Here is an 11,834-nt window from a genome sequence, read left to right on the forward strand (position 1 = left end):
GTCAGGTTTTTTCCGAGAACCAGATCTCAATGTTTTCAAGCACTTAACGAAGTGGGGCACTATGAACAAGCCATTGCCGGGTCAGGCTCAGCATGCTGCGGGCGATGTCGGTGATGCGCCGTCGCCTGCCGCTGAGGGGGACGAGGGCGTCAGGAGAAAGTGGCGCATGCGCCAGCGCAACCTCACGATCTTTCCCAATCTGCAGATCATCGATATCCAGTCGATGAAGCTGTCACTTCAGCTGCGCACTTGGCAGCCGCTTGCGGCTGACAAGACGCGAATGAGCTCGCATTGCCTCGCTCCGGTCGGCGAGGCTCGCGGCGAGCGACGGTCGCGCATCCGCGCGTACGAGGACTTCTTCAACCCCAGTGGGCTCGCGACTTCCGATGACAATGTCATGTACGAGTTTTGCCAGAGCGGGTTCAGGGCCATCGCGGCGGGCCCGACGCAGGGCTATCTGCGCGGTTTGGGCGAGTTGCAGACCAATGGCATGGAGCACGCCGCGGAGCTGAATATCGACGACTGTGAATCGGCGTTTGGATCGATGACGTTTGGCAATGAAACCTGTTTTCATGCAGGTTATCGGGAATGGCAACGCCTGCTGCTCGCCGAGGACTCCAGGAGTTCCGTCATCGTCCACAGCCCGCGCGCTGCCGGCCAAGCGACGGCGGTTGAGCGACCCGTCGTTGACGACGCCGTCGCGACGGGTTTGAGGAGGTCGCCATGATGAATCACGAGGCCACGGCAGTCGCCACGGAGATCTTGTTCCGGGAGGGGATGTATCTGGACCGGCGCAGATGGAAGGAGTGGGTTGGTTTGTATGCGCCCGATGCGGTGTATTGGGTTCCGGCCTGGCGCAACGAGTACGACGAGATCGACGATCCGGATACCGAGATCTCTCTCATCTATCACGATTCGCGCATCGGCCTTGAGGAGAGAATCAGTCGAATTCAATCGCGAAAATCGGTTACCGCCATGCCACTGCCGCGCACGACGCATTTTGTGAGCAATGTCATGGCGAGCCCGGCCGGGGCAGAGACGATCGAGGCCCAGTCGAGCTGGATGGTGCGCGTCTACGATGCCCGGACCGCCAAGCAGCACGTTCATTTTGGCTGGTACGAACTACAGATGAAACATAAGGACGGGCAGTGGTTGATTGCGCGCAAGAAGATTCATTTGCAGAACGACCTGGTTCCCGCGGCGATGGATTTCTATGCGCTCTGACCCGCTGCGCCGGCTGTCACGGGCAGTGCTGGTTTCTCCTCTGGCGGGAGGAAGGTTTGCAGAGCGTCGCCATGCTGTGCAGCGAGCGGTCAAGTCGAAGGCTGCTCGTGGGAAAGTGCTTACGTTGTGCTGCCCATCCCCGATCTGATGAACGACCCCATGGTGCGCGAGGCCTATCTCGGGCTCGGCGTCGAAGCAACGGAGACTGCCGCATGAGTCTGTGGCTGGATCTGCTGGGCGCCACCGTGCGCCACGTCGACACCCCAAGCTTCGGCAACATCCGCATCGTCGAGACTGGCGTGGGCAAGCCCGAAGCGCTGCTCCTGATGCACGGCATCGGCGGCCACCTGGAGGCCTATGCGAAGAAAGTGCTGGCTTATCGGCCGGCCCGACTATCACGTCTTCGCTTTCGACATCGTCGGCCGCGGTATTGCCGACCATTCGATGATCCTGAACGCCATCGTGACCGCCAGCTCGCTGGCTGCCGGGCGCGCCTTCCCGACCCTGCACTGACATGTCAGCAGCCCTTGCCCAACGAGAGGACCGCTGCATGAGCGACTCCAAGACGATGACATTCATCGCCCGCATCGACGATGTCGAGGCCGGCTACGCCCTTCAGGTGCCTGTCGAAGGCCGCGAGCCGGTGGCGCTGGTGCGCCTAGACGAAGGCTATTTCGTCATCGACGACACTTGCACCCATGGTGCGGCGTCGATGTCCGAGGGCGACATCGTTGGCTGCGAGATCGAGTGCCCGTTCCACAGCGGCCGGTTCGACATCCGCACCGGCGCCGCCACCGCGTTTCCGTGCGTCAAGGCACTGATGATCTACCCGGTCAAGGTCGAAGGCGACGAGGTCTACGCCGCACTGGACGCGGGCACGCGTGCCGACGAATCCACTTCCTGAAGGAGCCTCACATGGACGCTGCACCCCAAACTCTGCTCGACGACGACGTTCACCACGAAGACGGGCAGCGCGCCGTCGATCGGCGCATCTTCGTCGACCCCGATCTGTTCGAACTCGAGCAACGCCAGATCTCGAAAAGGTCTGGGTCTATGTTGCACATGAGAGTCAGCTGCCCAAGCCCAAGGACTACCTCACCGGCTGGATCGGCCGCGCGCCCATCGTTGCGAACCGCGACAAGGCTGCCTGCCATGCTCAAGAAAAAGAAGGGCGTGATCGTCAACGTATCGTCGGTCGCCACGCGCAGTGTCAATCGGGTGCCTTAAAACATGTCCCTGTTTGATTCCCGCCCCAAGTTCGCAGTGCACGTGGCCCCGACGGACGAGACCTTTCCCTGCGCCGGCAATGAAAGCCTGCTCACCGGCATGGTCCGCCTGGGCCGCAAGGGCATCCCGGTGGGTTGCGTCAACGGCGGCTGCGGGGTCTGCAAGGTCCGCATCGTCGAGGGACAGATCAAGGCCCTGGGGCCGATCAGCCGTGCACACGTGACGCTCGACGAAGAGAACCAGGGCTACACGCTGGCATGCCGCGTGGCGCCCCAGACGCCGGTGAACCTCGAAGTGGCCGGCAAGTTGAGCAAACCGTTTTCCAAGGGGCGCGCAGAGTCTGCGACTGCCAGCCCTTCGATTCAGCAGCAGTAATCAACCACCAGGAGACACAACATGGGTGTGATGCGCATCGGGCACGCGAGCCTGAAAGTGATGGACATGGACGCCGCCGTCCGGCACTACGAGAACGTGCTGGGCATGAAGACCACCATGAAGGACAAGGCGGGCAACGTCTACCTCAAGTGCTGGGACGAATGGGACAAGTACTCGGTCATCCTGACCCCGTCGGACCAGGCCGGCATGAACCACCTGGCCTACAAGGTCGAAAAGGAAGCCGACCTTGAAGCGCTGCAGCAGAAGATCGAGGCCTGGGGTGTGAAGACCACCATGCTCGACGAAGGCACCTTGCCCTCGACCGGCCGCATGCTGCAGTTCAAACTGCCCAGCGGGCACGAAATGCGCCTGTATGCCAGCAAGGAGTTTGTCGGCACCGACGTGGGCAACATCAATCCCGACCCCTGGCCCGACGGCCTCAAGGGCGCGGGCGCCCACTGGCTGGACCACTGCCTGCTGATGTGCGAGATGAATCCCGAGGCCGGCATCAACACCGTGGCCGACAACACCCGCTTCATGACCGAGGCGCTGGACTTCTTCCTGACCGAGCAGGTGCTGGTCGGCCCCGAAGGCAACATGCAGGCGGCGACCTGGATGGCCCGCACCACCACGCCGCACGACATCGCCTTCGTCGGTGGGCCGCGCAGCGGCCTGCACCACATTGCCTTCTTCCTGGACTCGTGGCACGACGTGCTCAAGTCCGCCGACGTGATGGCCAAGACCAAGACGCGCATCGACGTGGCCCCCACCCGCCACGGCATCACGCGCGGCGAGACGATCTACTTCTTCGACCCGAGCGGCAATCGCAACGAGACCTTCGCCGGCCTGGGCTATCTGGCCCAGCGCGACCGGCCGGTGACGACCTGGACCGAAGACCAACTGGGCAGCGGGATCTTCTATCACACGGGCTATCTGGTGCCGTCTTTCACCGAGGTGTACACGTGATCACCCCCCTGCGCCACTGACGCGGCTTCCCCCCTCTCTGGCGCGCCTTCGGCACTTGGAGGAGGGACGGCACCTGAGGCCCGGCGGAGCCGGTTCCTCGGTGCCCCTCGAACTGGAGTCACCTTTCTCTCGCCGCTTCTTCTTATGACATCCGCTCTCTCTGTTCCCTCTTCCGTCATCTCCGCATCTGCGGCTTCGCTGGCCTGCCAGGCGGCGGTGGCGCATGCGGAGGCATCGGGCATTCGCATCAACGTGGCCGTCACCGATGCCTCGGGCACGCTGGCCGCTTTTCTGCGCATGCCCCATGCGTTTCTGCATTCGATCGACATCGCGATCGACAAGGCCTACACGGCCGCGAGCTTTGGCTTTCCCACCTCGCAATGGGGTGGCGTGATCGGCGACGACGAGTTGCTGCGCATCGGCCTGAACCAGCGCCAGCGCCTGGTGCTGTTCGGCGGCGGCCTGCCGGTCGTGACCGACGGCCAGCGCATCGGCGGCATCGGTGTCTCCGGCGGCTCGGCCGAGCAAGACGAGGCCTGCGCCCGCGCCGGCCTGAAAGCCCTGGGCCTCGACTGATTTTTCATCTCACTCACGCACCATGAAACAGTTTCTGAACTTCATCAACGGCGAATTTGTCGCCACCGCCAAGACCTTCGAGAAGCGCGCGCCCGCCACCAACGCGGTGATCGGCCAGGTGCACGAGGCCGGTCAGGCCGAGGTCGACGACGCCGTGGCCGCGGGCCGTGCCGCGCTCAAGGGCGAGTGGGGCCGGATGAGCGTGGTCAAGCGCGCCGAGCTCCTGCACGCGGTGGCCGACGAGATCAACCGCCGCTTCGACGACTTCCTGGCCGCCGAACTGGCCGACACCGGCAAGCCGCGCTCGCTGGCCTCGCACATCGACATCCCGCGCGGCGCGGCCAACTTCAAGATCTTCGCGGACATCGTCAAGAACGTGCCGACCGAGAGCTTCCAGATGACCACGCCCGACGGCGGTACGGCCATCAGCTACGGCCTGCGCACGCCCTTGGGCGTGGTCGGCGTCATCTGCCCCTGGAACCTGCCGCTGCTGCTGATGACCTGGAAGGTCGGCCCGGCGCTGGCCTGTGGCAACACCGTGATCGTCAAGCCCTCCGAAGAAACCCCCGCCACCGCCACCCTGCTGGGCGAGGTGATGAACGCGGTCGGGATTCCCAAGGGTGTGTACCAGGTGCTGCACGGCTTCGGCCCCGGCTCGGCGGGCGAGTTCATCACCAAGCACCCCGGCGTCAACGGCATCACCTTCACCGGCGAGACCCGCACCGGCGAGGCCATCATGGCCGCCGCCGCCAAGGGCGTGCGCCCGGTCTCGTTCGAACTCGGCGGCAAGAACGCCGGCATCGTGTTCGCCGACGCCGACTTCGACAAGGCCATTGCCGGCATCACGCGCAGCGCCTTCGAGAACTGCGGCCAGGTCTGCCTGGGCACCGAGCGCGTGTACGTGCAGCGCCCGATCTTCGACAAGTTCGTCGCGGCCCTGAAAGCCAAAGCGGAAGGCCTGAAGATCGGCGGCCCCGACATGCCGGGCGTGGGCATCGGCCCGCTGATCTCGGCGGAGCACAAGCAGAAGGTCATGGGCTACTACGCCAAGGCCAAGGCCGAGGGCGCGACCGTCGTCACCGGCGGCGGCGAACCGGCCATGACGGGCGAGTACGCCAACGGCCACTTCGTGCAGCCCACCATCTGGACCGGCCTGCCCGAAAGCGCCAGCGTGATTCGCGAGGAGATCTTCGGCCCCTGCTGCCACATCGCGCCCTTCGACACCGAAGAGGAAGCGATTGCGCTGGCCAACGCCACCGACTACGGCCTGGCCACCACCGTGTGGACGCAGGACCTGGGCAAGGCCCACCGCATGGCCGCGGCCATCGAGGTCGGCCTGTGCTGGATCAACAGCTGGTTCCTGCGCGACCTGCGCACCGCCTTCGGCGGCAGCAAGGCCAGCGGCATCGGCCGCGAGGGCGGCGTCCACTCCCTGGAGTTCTACACCGAGCTCCGCAACGTCATGGTGAAACTGTGAACGCACCGCACAACCCCGAAATCGCCCGCAGTGTCCGCACGCGCGCGTTCAACACCAACGTGCACGACCTGGGCAGCGCCAAGCCGGGCCAGCCGCCGGTGCTGTTCATCCACGGCTCCGGCCCCGGGGTCAGCGCCTGGGCCAACTGGCGCCTGGCGATGCCGGTCATCGCCAAGGACCGCCGCGTGATCGCGCCCGACATGGTCGGCTTCGGCTACTCCGACCGCCCGGCCGGCATCACCTACAACATGGACACCTGGGTGCAGCAGGCGCTGGACCTGCTGGACGCGATGGGAGTCGAGCAGGCCGACGTGGTCGGCAACAGCTTCGGCGGCGCGCTTTCGCTGGCACTGGCCGTTCGCGCCCCGCAGCGCGTGCGCCGCCTGGTGCTCATGGGGTCCGTGGGTGTGCCCTTCCCGATCACGCCGGGCCTGGACGCGGTCTGGGGCTACGAGGCGTCGCTGGACAACATGAAGCGGATCATGGACGTGTTCGCCCACGATCGCTCCCTGGTCACCGACGAGCTGGCCGAGCTGCGCTACCAGGCCAGCATCCGCCCCGGCTTCCAGGAATCCTTCTCGGCCATGTTCCCGGCCCCGCGCCAGCGCTGGGTCGACGCCATGGCCAGCCCCGAATCGGCGATCCGCGCGCTGCCGCACGAGACGCTCATCGTGCACGGCCGCGAGGACCAGGTGATTCCGCTGCAGACCTCGCTCACGCTGAGCCAGTGGATTCCCAACAGCCAGCTGCACGTGTTCGGCCACTGCGGCCACTGGACGCAGATCGAACACGCCGCGCGCTTCGTCCAGCTGGTGTCGAACTTCCTCGCCGAAGCCGACGCGCAGGGCGCCGCGCCCGCCTGACCTCTTTTCCCACACAGAACACCATGGACAACTCCAAGATCCAGCACTACGGCGACGAGCTCTACCAGTCGCTGCTCGACCGCCAACCCGTCGCTCCACTGACCGACCGCGAAGCGGACATCACCATCGAGGACGCCTACCAGATCCAGCTGCGCATGATCCAGCGCCGCCTGGACGCCGGTGAACATGTGGTCGGCAAGAAGATCGGCGTGACCAGCAAGGTCGTGATGGACATGCTCAAGGTCAACCAGCCCGACTTCGGCCACCTGCTCTCGGGCATGGTCTACAACGAAGGCCAGCCGATCCCGGTGAGCAACATGATCGCGCCCAAGGCCGAGGCCGAGGTCGCCTTCATCCTCGCGCGCGACCTCGAAGGCCCCGGCGTCACCGCGGCCGACGTGCTGCGTGCCACCGACTGCGTGATGCCGTGCTTCGAGATCGTCGACTCGCGCATCAAGGACTGGAAGATCAAGATCCAGGACACCGTGGCCGACAACGCCTCCTGCGGGGTGCTCACGCTCGGCGGCCTGCGCAAGAGCCCGCGCGACCTCGACCTCGCGCTGGCCGGCATGGTGCTGGAAAAGAACGGCGAAATCATCAGCACGTCCTGCGGCGCATCGGTGCAGGGCTCGCCGGTCAACGCGGTGGCCTGGCTGGCCAACACGCTCGGCCGCCTGGGCATCGGCCTGAAGGCTGGCGACATCATCCTCTCGGGCTCGCAGTCGCCGCTGGTGCCGGTGGTCGCGGGCGACAGCCTGTATTGCAGCGTCGGCGGCCTGGGCGGCACGTCGGTGCGTTTCGTCGCCTGAGCGGGAAGGAAACAACCACATGAAACTCGACAAGAACACCCTCGCCCAGCTGGCCGAGCATCTGGAAAACGCCGAGCTGAAGGCGCACGACGTCACCAAGATCACCGACGACCACCCGGACATGGACTGGGACGACGCCTACGCGATCCAGGACATCATCCGCGCGCGCAAGGAAGGCCGCGGCAACAAGACCGTGGGCCTCAAGTGCGGCCTGACCTCCTACGCCAAGATGAAGCAGATGGGCGTGGACACGCCGGTCTTCGGCTTCGTCAGCGACTACATGGCCTGCGCCGAAGGCAGCGACATCAAGACCTCCGAACTCATCCATCCCAAGGTCGAGGCCGAGATCTGCGTCGTCACCAAGGCGCCGCTCAAGGGCCCGGGTTGTCATGTCGGCGCCGTGATGGCCGCGATCGACTTCGTGATCCCCGGCGTGGAGATCATCGACAGCCGCTACCGCGACTTCAAGTTCGACCTCAAGAGCGTGATCGCCGACAACACCTCGGCCTCGCGCTTCGTGATCGGCGGCCGTGCCCGCCGGGTGGAAGCGCTGGACCTGCGCACGCTGGGCGTGGTGCTGGAGAAGAACGGCCAGATCGTGGCCATGGCCGCGGGTGCGGCCGTGATGGGCCACCCCGCCGCCGCCATCGCCGCCCTGGCCAACCACCCGGGCGCGCGCGGCCATGAGATCCCGGCGGGCAGCTTCATCATGACCGGTGGCGTGACCGAAGCCATCGCGGTGCAGGCCGGTGACAGCGTGAACGTGCGCTTCCAGGACCTGGGCACGGTGGGCATGCGCTTCGTCTGAGCGCCGCCCTGCGAAGCCTGCGCCCATGAACGCACCCGCCACCCCGTCGCGCGCCGTGACCGTGCTGGTCACGCGCCGGGTCGCACCCCAAGGCGTGGCCGGCTTCGAGACGGCCATGGCCGGCATGATCGAGGCGGCAACGCACCTTCCCGGCCACCTGGGCGGCCAGCTGGTGCGCCCCGGCGAGGCCGGCAGCGGCGACGAGCCCCTGCTCTACCACGTGGTCTTCGCCTTCGACAACGACGCGCACCTGGCCGCCTGGCAGGACTCGCCCGAGCGCTCGCACTGGCTCGCGCAAATCGCCCCGCACACCATCGGCGCGCAGGAAATGCGCCGGGTCAGCGGGCTGGACTACTGGTTCGCGCCGACCGGCAGCACCACCAAGGCGCCGCCGCCGCGCTGGAAGGTGGCGGTCGTGACCTGGCTGGGCATCTTCCCGACCGTGCTGCTGCTGTTCCTCACCGTGGCGCCGCTGCTGGCCGACTGGCCGCTGGTGCCGCGCACCATGGTCATCACCATGCTGGTGGTGGTCCTCATGACCTGGGTGGTGGCGCCGCGCCTGACCCGCTGGCTGGCCGGCTGGCTGCACGCCCAACCGCCCGCAGGAGAGCGCCCATGAGTCAGGCACCACGCCCCCTGGCGGGACAGACCGCCTTCGTCTCGGGCTCGACCGCCGGTATCGGTCTGGCCATCGCCCAGGCCCTGCTGGCCGACGGTGCCCACGTGATCATCAACGGCCGCAGCGAAGCATCGGTGCTGCGCGCGCTGCACACCCTGCGCGAACAGCGCCCGCAGGCCGAGGTGTCCGGCATCGCCGCCGACCTGGGCATCGCCGCCGGCTGCGAGCAGGTGGCGACCAGGCTGGCCCAGGTGGACATCCTGGTCAACAACCTCGGCATCTTCGAGCCCAAGCCCTTTGAGCAGATCGCCGACGCCGACTGGCAGCACCTGTTCGAGGTCAACGTGATGAGCGGCGTGCGCCTCGCCCGCGCCGCGCTGCCCGGCATGCTGGCGCGCAACCGCGGCCGCATCGTCTTCATCTCCAGCGAGTCGGGCATCTGTCCGCCGGCCGAAATGGTGCACTACGGCATGAGCAAGTCGGCCCAGCTGTCGGTGGCGCGAGGCCTGGCCGAGTGCTGCGCCGGCACCGCCGTCACGGTCAACAGCGTGCTGCCCGGCCCCACGCTGACCGAAGGCGCACGCGCTTTTTTCGACACGCTCGCCACACAGCATGGCCTGAGCTTCGACGAAGCCGCGGCCCGCTTCTTCCGCGACGCGCGCCCCACCTCGCTGCTGCGCCGCTTCATCCGCCCCGACGAAGTCGCCGCGATGGTGGCCTACGTCTGCAGCCCGCAAGCCAGCGCCACCACCGGCGCCGCGCTGCGGGTGGACGGTGGCGTGGTGCGCACGCTCACCTGAACCTTTTTTCTTCTTCCCCCAGGAGTCAACCCATGAGCAAAAAAATCAAGTGCGCCCTCATCGGGCCCGGCAACATCGGCACCGACCTGCTGGCCAAGCTGCAGCGCAGCCCCGTGCTCGAACCCGTGTGGATGGTGGGCATCGATCCCAACTCCGACGGCCTCAAGCGCGCCAAGGAGATGGGCATCAAGACCACCGCCGAGGGTGTGGACGGCCTGATTCCGCACATGAAGGCCGACGGCGTGCAGATCGTGTTCGACGCCACCAGCGCCTACGTGCACGCCGAGAACTCGCGCAAGGTCAACGAACAGGGCGCGATGATGATCGACCTCACGCCCGCGGCCATCGGCCCCTACTGCGTGCCGCCGGTCAACCTCAAGCAGCACGTCGGTCAGCGCGAGATGAATGTGAACATGGTCACCTGCGGCGGCCAGGCCACCATCCCCATGGTCTACGCGGTCAGCCGCGTGCAGCCGGTGAGCTACGGCGAGATCGTCGCCACCGTGTCCAGCAAATCGGTCGGACCCGGCACGCGCAAGAACATCGACGAGTTCACCCGCACCACGGCCGGCGCGGTCGAGAAGGTGGGCGGCGCGAAGAAGGGCAAGGCCATCATCGTGATCAACCCGGCCGAGCCGCCGCTGATCATGCGCGACACGGTGCACTGCCTGGTCGAAGGCACGCCCGACGAGGCCGCGATCACGAAGTCGGTGCACGACATGATCCGGGAAGTGCAGAAGTACGTGCCGGGCTACAAGCTGGTCAACGGCCCCGTCTTCGACGGCAACCGCGTCTCGGTTTTCATGGAGGTCGAGGGCCTGGGCGACTACCTGCCCAAGTACGCCGGCAACCTGGACATCATGACCGCCGCCGCCGCGCGCACCGCCGAGATGTTTGCCGAAGAAATTCTGAAGGGCGAGCTCGTGCTCGAACCAAGCATGGCCTGACCCCCGCGCCGCTTCGCGTCACCCCCTTCCAGGGGGCGCAGCCTGCAGCCCGGCAAAGCCGGTTCTGCGGCAGCCCTCGAAAAGACATCTGAAAGAGACTCACATGAGCACCAAGATCACCCTGCACGACATGACCCTGCGCGACGGGATGCACCCCAAGCGCCACCTGATGACGCTCGACCAGATGAAGAGCATCGCCGGCGGCCTCGACGCCGCCGGCGTGCCGCTGATTGAGGTCACCCACGGCGACGGCCTGGGCGGCTCCAGCGTCAACTACGGCTTCCCGGCCCACTCCGACGAGGAGTACCTGGGCACCGTGATCCCGCTGATGAAGCAGGCCAAGGTCTCGGCCCTGCTGCTGCCCGGCATCGGCACCGTGGACCACTTGAAGATGGCGCACGGCCTGGGTGTGCACACCATCCGCGTGGCCACGCACTGCACCGAAGCCGACGTGAGCGAGCAGCACATCACCTACGCGCGCCAGCTCGACATGGACACCGTGGGCTTCCTGATGATGGCCCACATGAACAGCCCCGAAGGTCTGGTGAAACAGGCCAAGCTGATGGAGGGCTACGGCGCCAACTGCATCTACATCACCGACTCGGCCGGCTACATGCTGCCCGCCGATGTGAAGGCCCGCCTGCAGGCGGTGCGCGACGCGCTCAAGCCCGAGACCGAGCTGGGCTTCCACGGCCACCACAACCTGGCCATGGGCGTCGCCAACTCGGTCGCCGCGATTGAATGTGGCGCCGCCCGCATCGACGCCGCCGCTGCCGGCCTGGGCGCGGGCGCGGGGAACACCCCCATGGAAGTGCTGGTCGCCGTGCTCGACCGCATGGGCGTGCAGACCGGGGTGGACGTCTGGAAGATCCAGGACGTGGCCGAAGACCTGGTCACCCCCATCATGGACTTCCCGATCCGCATCGACCGCGACGCGCTCACCCTGGGCTACGCCGGCGTGTACGGCAGTTTCCTGCTGTTCGCCAAGCGCGCCGCCGTCAAATACGGCCTGTCGGCGCGCGACATCCTGGTCGAACTGGGCCGCAAGAAGATGGTCGGCGGCCAGGAAGACATGATCGAAGACACCGCCATGACCATGGCCCGCGAGCGCGACGCCCGCCAACAGAAAAAAGCCGCCTGAGG

General features: G+C 66.4%; 16 protein-coding genes. All 16 read left to right on the forward strand.

The genetic code is table 11. From position 1 onward, the window contains the following. Positions 1 to 727, forward strand: a 727-nt coding sequence (locus ACTIF6_RS09895) for an SRPBCC family protein (protein ID WP_439587807.1), incomplete at its 5' end; no start/stop codon positions are given. Further along, positions 724 to 1,224, forward strand: coding sequence for an aromatic-ring-hydroxylating dioxygenase subunit beta (locus tag ACTIF6_RS09900; RefSeq protein WP_439587808.1), 501 nt, complete (start codon positions 724 to 726; stop codon positions 1,222 to 1,224). The genes ACTIF6_RS09895 and ACTIF6_RS09900, both read left to right, overlap by 4 nt. A 212-nt stretch (positions 1,225 to 1,436) precedes the next feature. Then, on the forward strand, positions 1,437 to 1,778 hold the full coding sequence (locus ACTIF6_RS09905) for a hypothetical protein (protein WP_439587809.1): 342 nt from the start codon (positions 1,437 to 1,439) through the stop codon (positions 1,776 to 1,778). Beyond that, positions 1,775 to 2,128 (forward strand): non-heme iron oxygenase ferredoxin subunit, encoded by a 354-nt coding sequence (locus tag ACTIF6_RS09910; RefSeq protein WP_439587810.1) that lies wholly within the window; start codon positions 1,775 to 1,777, stop codon positions 2,126 to 2,128. The genes ACTIF6_RS09905 and ACTIF6_RS09910 overlap by 4 nt, the downstream gene beginning before the upstream one ends. 11 nt (positions 2,129 to 2,139) lie before the next feature. Then, complete coding sequence (locus ACTIF6_RS09915) at positions 2,140 to 2,451, forward strand: hypothetical protein (RefSeq protein WP_439587811.1); 312 nt, start codon at positions 2,140 to 2,142, stop codon at positions 2,449 to 2,451. 3 nt (positions 2,452 to 2,454) lie between these two features. Next, the gene (locus tag ACTIF6_RS09920; protein ID WP_439587812.1) at positions 2,455 to 2,826 is read left to right on the forward strand and encodes a 2Fe-2S iron-sulfur cluster binding domain-containing protein; all 372 of its coding nucleotides are present in this window, start codon (positions 2,455 to 2,457) and stop codon (positions 2,824 to 2,826) included. 21 nt (positions 2,827 to 2,847) lie between these two features. Continuing rightward, positions 2,848 to 3,792, forward strand: a complete 945-nt coding sequence (locus ACTIF6_RS09925) for a catechol 2,3-dioxygenase (RefSeq protein ID WP_008328854.1) — start codon at positions 2,848 to 2,850, stop codon at positions 3,790 to 3,792. Between the two features lie 144 nt (positions 3,793 to 3,936). Next, positions 3,937 to 4,368: a GlcG/HbpS family heme-binding protein gene (locus tag ACTIF6_RS09930; RefSeq protein ID WP_439587813.1), complete on the forward strand. Its 432-nt coding sequence runs from the start codon at positions 3,937 to 3,939 to the stop codon at positions 4,366 to 4,368. A 22-nt stretch (positions 4,369 to 4,390) separates the two neighbouring features. After that, positions 4,391 to 5,845 carry a 2-hydroxymuconic semialdehyde dehydrogenase gene (locus tag ACTIF6_RS09935; RefSeq protein WP_439587814.1) on the forward strand — a complete coding sequence of 485 codons (1,455 nt, stop codon included), beginning with the start codon at positions 4,391 to 4,393 and terminating at the stop codon, positions 5,843 to 5,845. After that, positions 5,842 to 6,708: an alpha/beta fold hydrolase gene (locus ACTIF6_RS09940; RefSeq protein ID WP_439587815.1), complete on the forward strand. Its 867-nt coding sequence runs from the start codon at positions 5,842 to 5,844 to the stop codon at positions 6,706 to 6,708. Before ACTIF6_RS09935 ends, ACTIF6_RS09940 begins: the two co-directional genes overlap by 4 nt. A gap of 23 nt (positions 6,709 to 6,731) precedes the next feature. Beyond that, positions 6,732 to 7,517: a 2-oxopent-4-enoate hydratase gene (gene dmpE, locus ACTIF6_RS09945; protein ID WP_439587816.1), complete on the forward strand. Its 786-nt coding sequence runs from the start codon at positions 6,732 to 6,734 to the stop codon at positions 7,515 to 7,517. Between the two features lie 19 nt (positions 7,518 to 7,536). Further along, positions 7,537 to 8,325 (forward strand): 2-oxo-3-hexenedioate decarboxylase, encoded by a 789-nt coding sequence (gene dmpH / locus ACTIF6_RS09950; RefSeq protein ID WP_439587817.1) that lies wholly within the window; start codon positions 7,537 to 7,539, stop codon positions 8,323 to 8,325. A gap of 25 nt (positions 8,326 to 8,350) precedes the next feature. Further along, complete coding sequence (locus ACTIF6_RS09955; protein WP_439587818.1) at positions 8,351 to 8,944, forward strand: antibiotic biosynthesis monooxygenase; 594 nt, start codon at positions 8,351 to 8,353, stop codon at positions 8,942 to 8,944. Next, the gene (locus tag ACTIF6_RS09960; RefSeq protein WP_439587819.1) at positions 8,941 to 9,744 is read left to right on the forward strand and encodes an SDR family NAD(P)-dependent oxidoreductase; all 804 of its coding nucleotides are present in this window, start codon (positions 8,941 to 8,943) and stop codon (positions 9,742 to 9,744) included. The genes ACTIF6_RS09955 and ACTIF6_RS09960 overlap by 4 nt, the downstream gene beginning before the upstream one ends. A 32-nt stretch (positions 9,745 to 9,776) precedes the next feature. Beyond that, the gene (locus ACTIF6_RS09965; RefSeq protein WP_439587820.1) at positions 9,777 to 10,691 is read left to right on the forward strand and encodes an acetaldehyde dehydrogenase (acetylating); all 915 of its coding nucleotides are present in this window, start codon (positions 9,777 to 9,779) and stop codon (positions 10,689 to 10,691) included. A gap of 103 nt (positions 10,692 to 10,794) precedes the next feature. After that, positions 10,795 to 11,832, forward strand: coding sequence for a 4-hydroxy-2-oxovalerate aldolase (gene dmpG, locus ACTIF6_RS09970; RefSeq protein ID WP_439587821.1), 1,038 nt, complete (start codon positions 10,795 to 10,797; stop codon positions 11,830 to 11,832). Positions 11,833 to 11,834 lie beyond the last annotated feature (2 nt).

This window comes from Hydrogenophaga sp., assembly GCF_051860785.1.
In the GTDB taxonomy this organism is placed as follows: domain Bacteria; phylum Pseudomonadota; class Gammaproteobacteria; order Burkholderiales; family Burkholderiaceae_C; genus Hydrogenophaga.

Bases quoted from the DNA above. Each gene is read 5' to 3' on its own strand.
- ACTIF6_RS09960 (WP_439587819.1), top strand. From the start codon at position 8,941: ATGAGTCAGGCACCACGCCCCCTGGCGGGACAGACCGCCTTCGTCTCG.
- ACTIF6_RS09965 (WP_439587820.1), top strand. From the start codon at position 9,777: ATGAGCAAAAAAATCAAGTGCGCCCTCATCGGGCCCGGCAACATCGGC.
- ACTIF6_RS09935 (WP_439587814.1), top strand. From the start codon at position 4,391: ATGAAACAGTTTCTGAACTTCATCAACGGCGAATTTGTCGCCACCGCC.
- dmpE (WP_439587816.1), top strand. From the start codon at position 6,732: ATGGACAACTCCAAGATCCAGCACTACGGCGACGAGCTCTACCAGTCG.
- ACTIF6_RS09925 (WP_008328854.1), top strand. From the start codon at position 2,848: ATGGGTGTGATGCGCATCGGGCACGCGAGCCTGAAAGTGATGGACATG.
- ACTIF6_RS09910 (WP_439587810.1), top strand. From the start codon at position 1,775: ATGAGCGACTCCAAGACGATGACATTCATCGCCCGCATCGACGATGTC.
- dmpH (WP_439587817.1), top strand. From the start codon at position 7,537: ATGAAACTCGACAAGAACACCCTCGCCCAGCTGGCCGAGCATCTGGAA.
- ACTIF6_RS09930 (WP_439587813.1), top strand. From the start codon at position 3,937: ATGACATCCGCTCTCTCTGTTCCCTCTTCCGTCATCTCCGCATCTGCG.
- ACTIF6_RS09905 (WP_439587809.1), top strand. From the start codon at position 1,437: ATGAGTCTGTGGCTGGATCTGCTGGGCGCCACCGTGCGCCACGTCGAC.
- ACTIF6_RS09920 (WP_439587812.1), top strand. From the start codon at position 2,455: ATGTCCCTGTTTGATTCCCGCCCCAAGTTCGCAGTGCACGTGGCCCCG.
- ACTIF6_RS09900 (WP_439587808.1), top strand. From the start codon at position 724: ATGATGAATCACGAGGCCACGGCAGTCGCCACGGAGATCTTGTTCCGG.
- dmpG (WP_439587821.1), top strand. From the start codon at position 10,795: ATGAGCACCAAGATCACCCTGCACGACATGACCCTGCGCGACGGGATG.
- ACTIF6_RS09955 (WP_439587818.1), top strand. From the start codon at position 8,351: ATGAACGCACCCGCCACCCCGTCGCGCGCCGTGACCGTGCTGGTCACG.
- ACTIF6_RS09915 (WP_439587811.1), top strand. From the start codon at position 2,140: ATGGACGCTGCACCCCAAACTCTGCTCGACGACGACGTTCACCACGAA.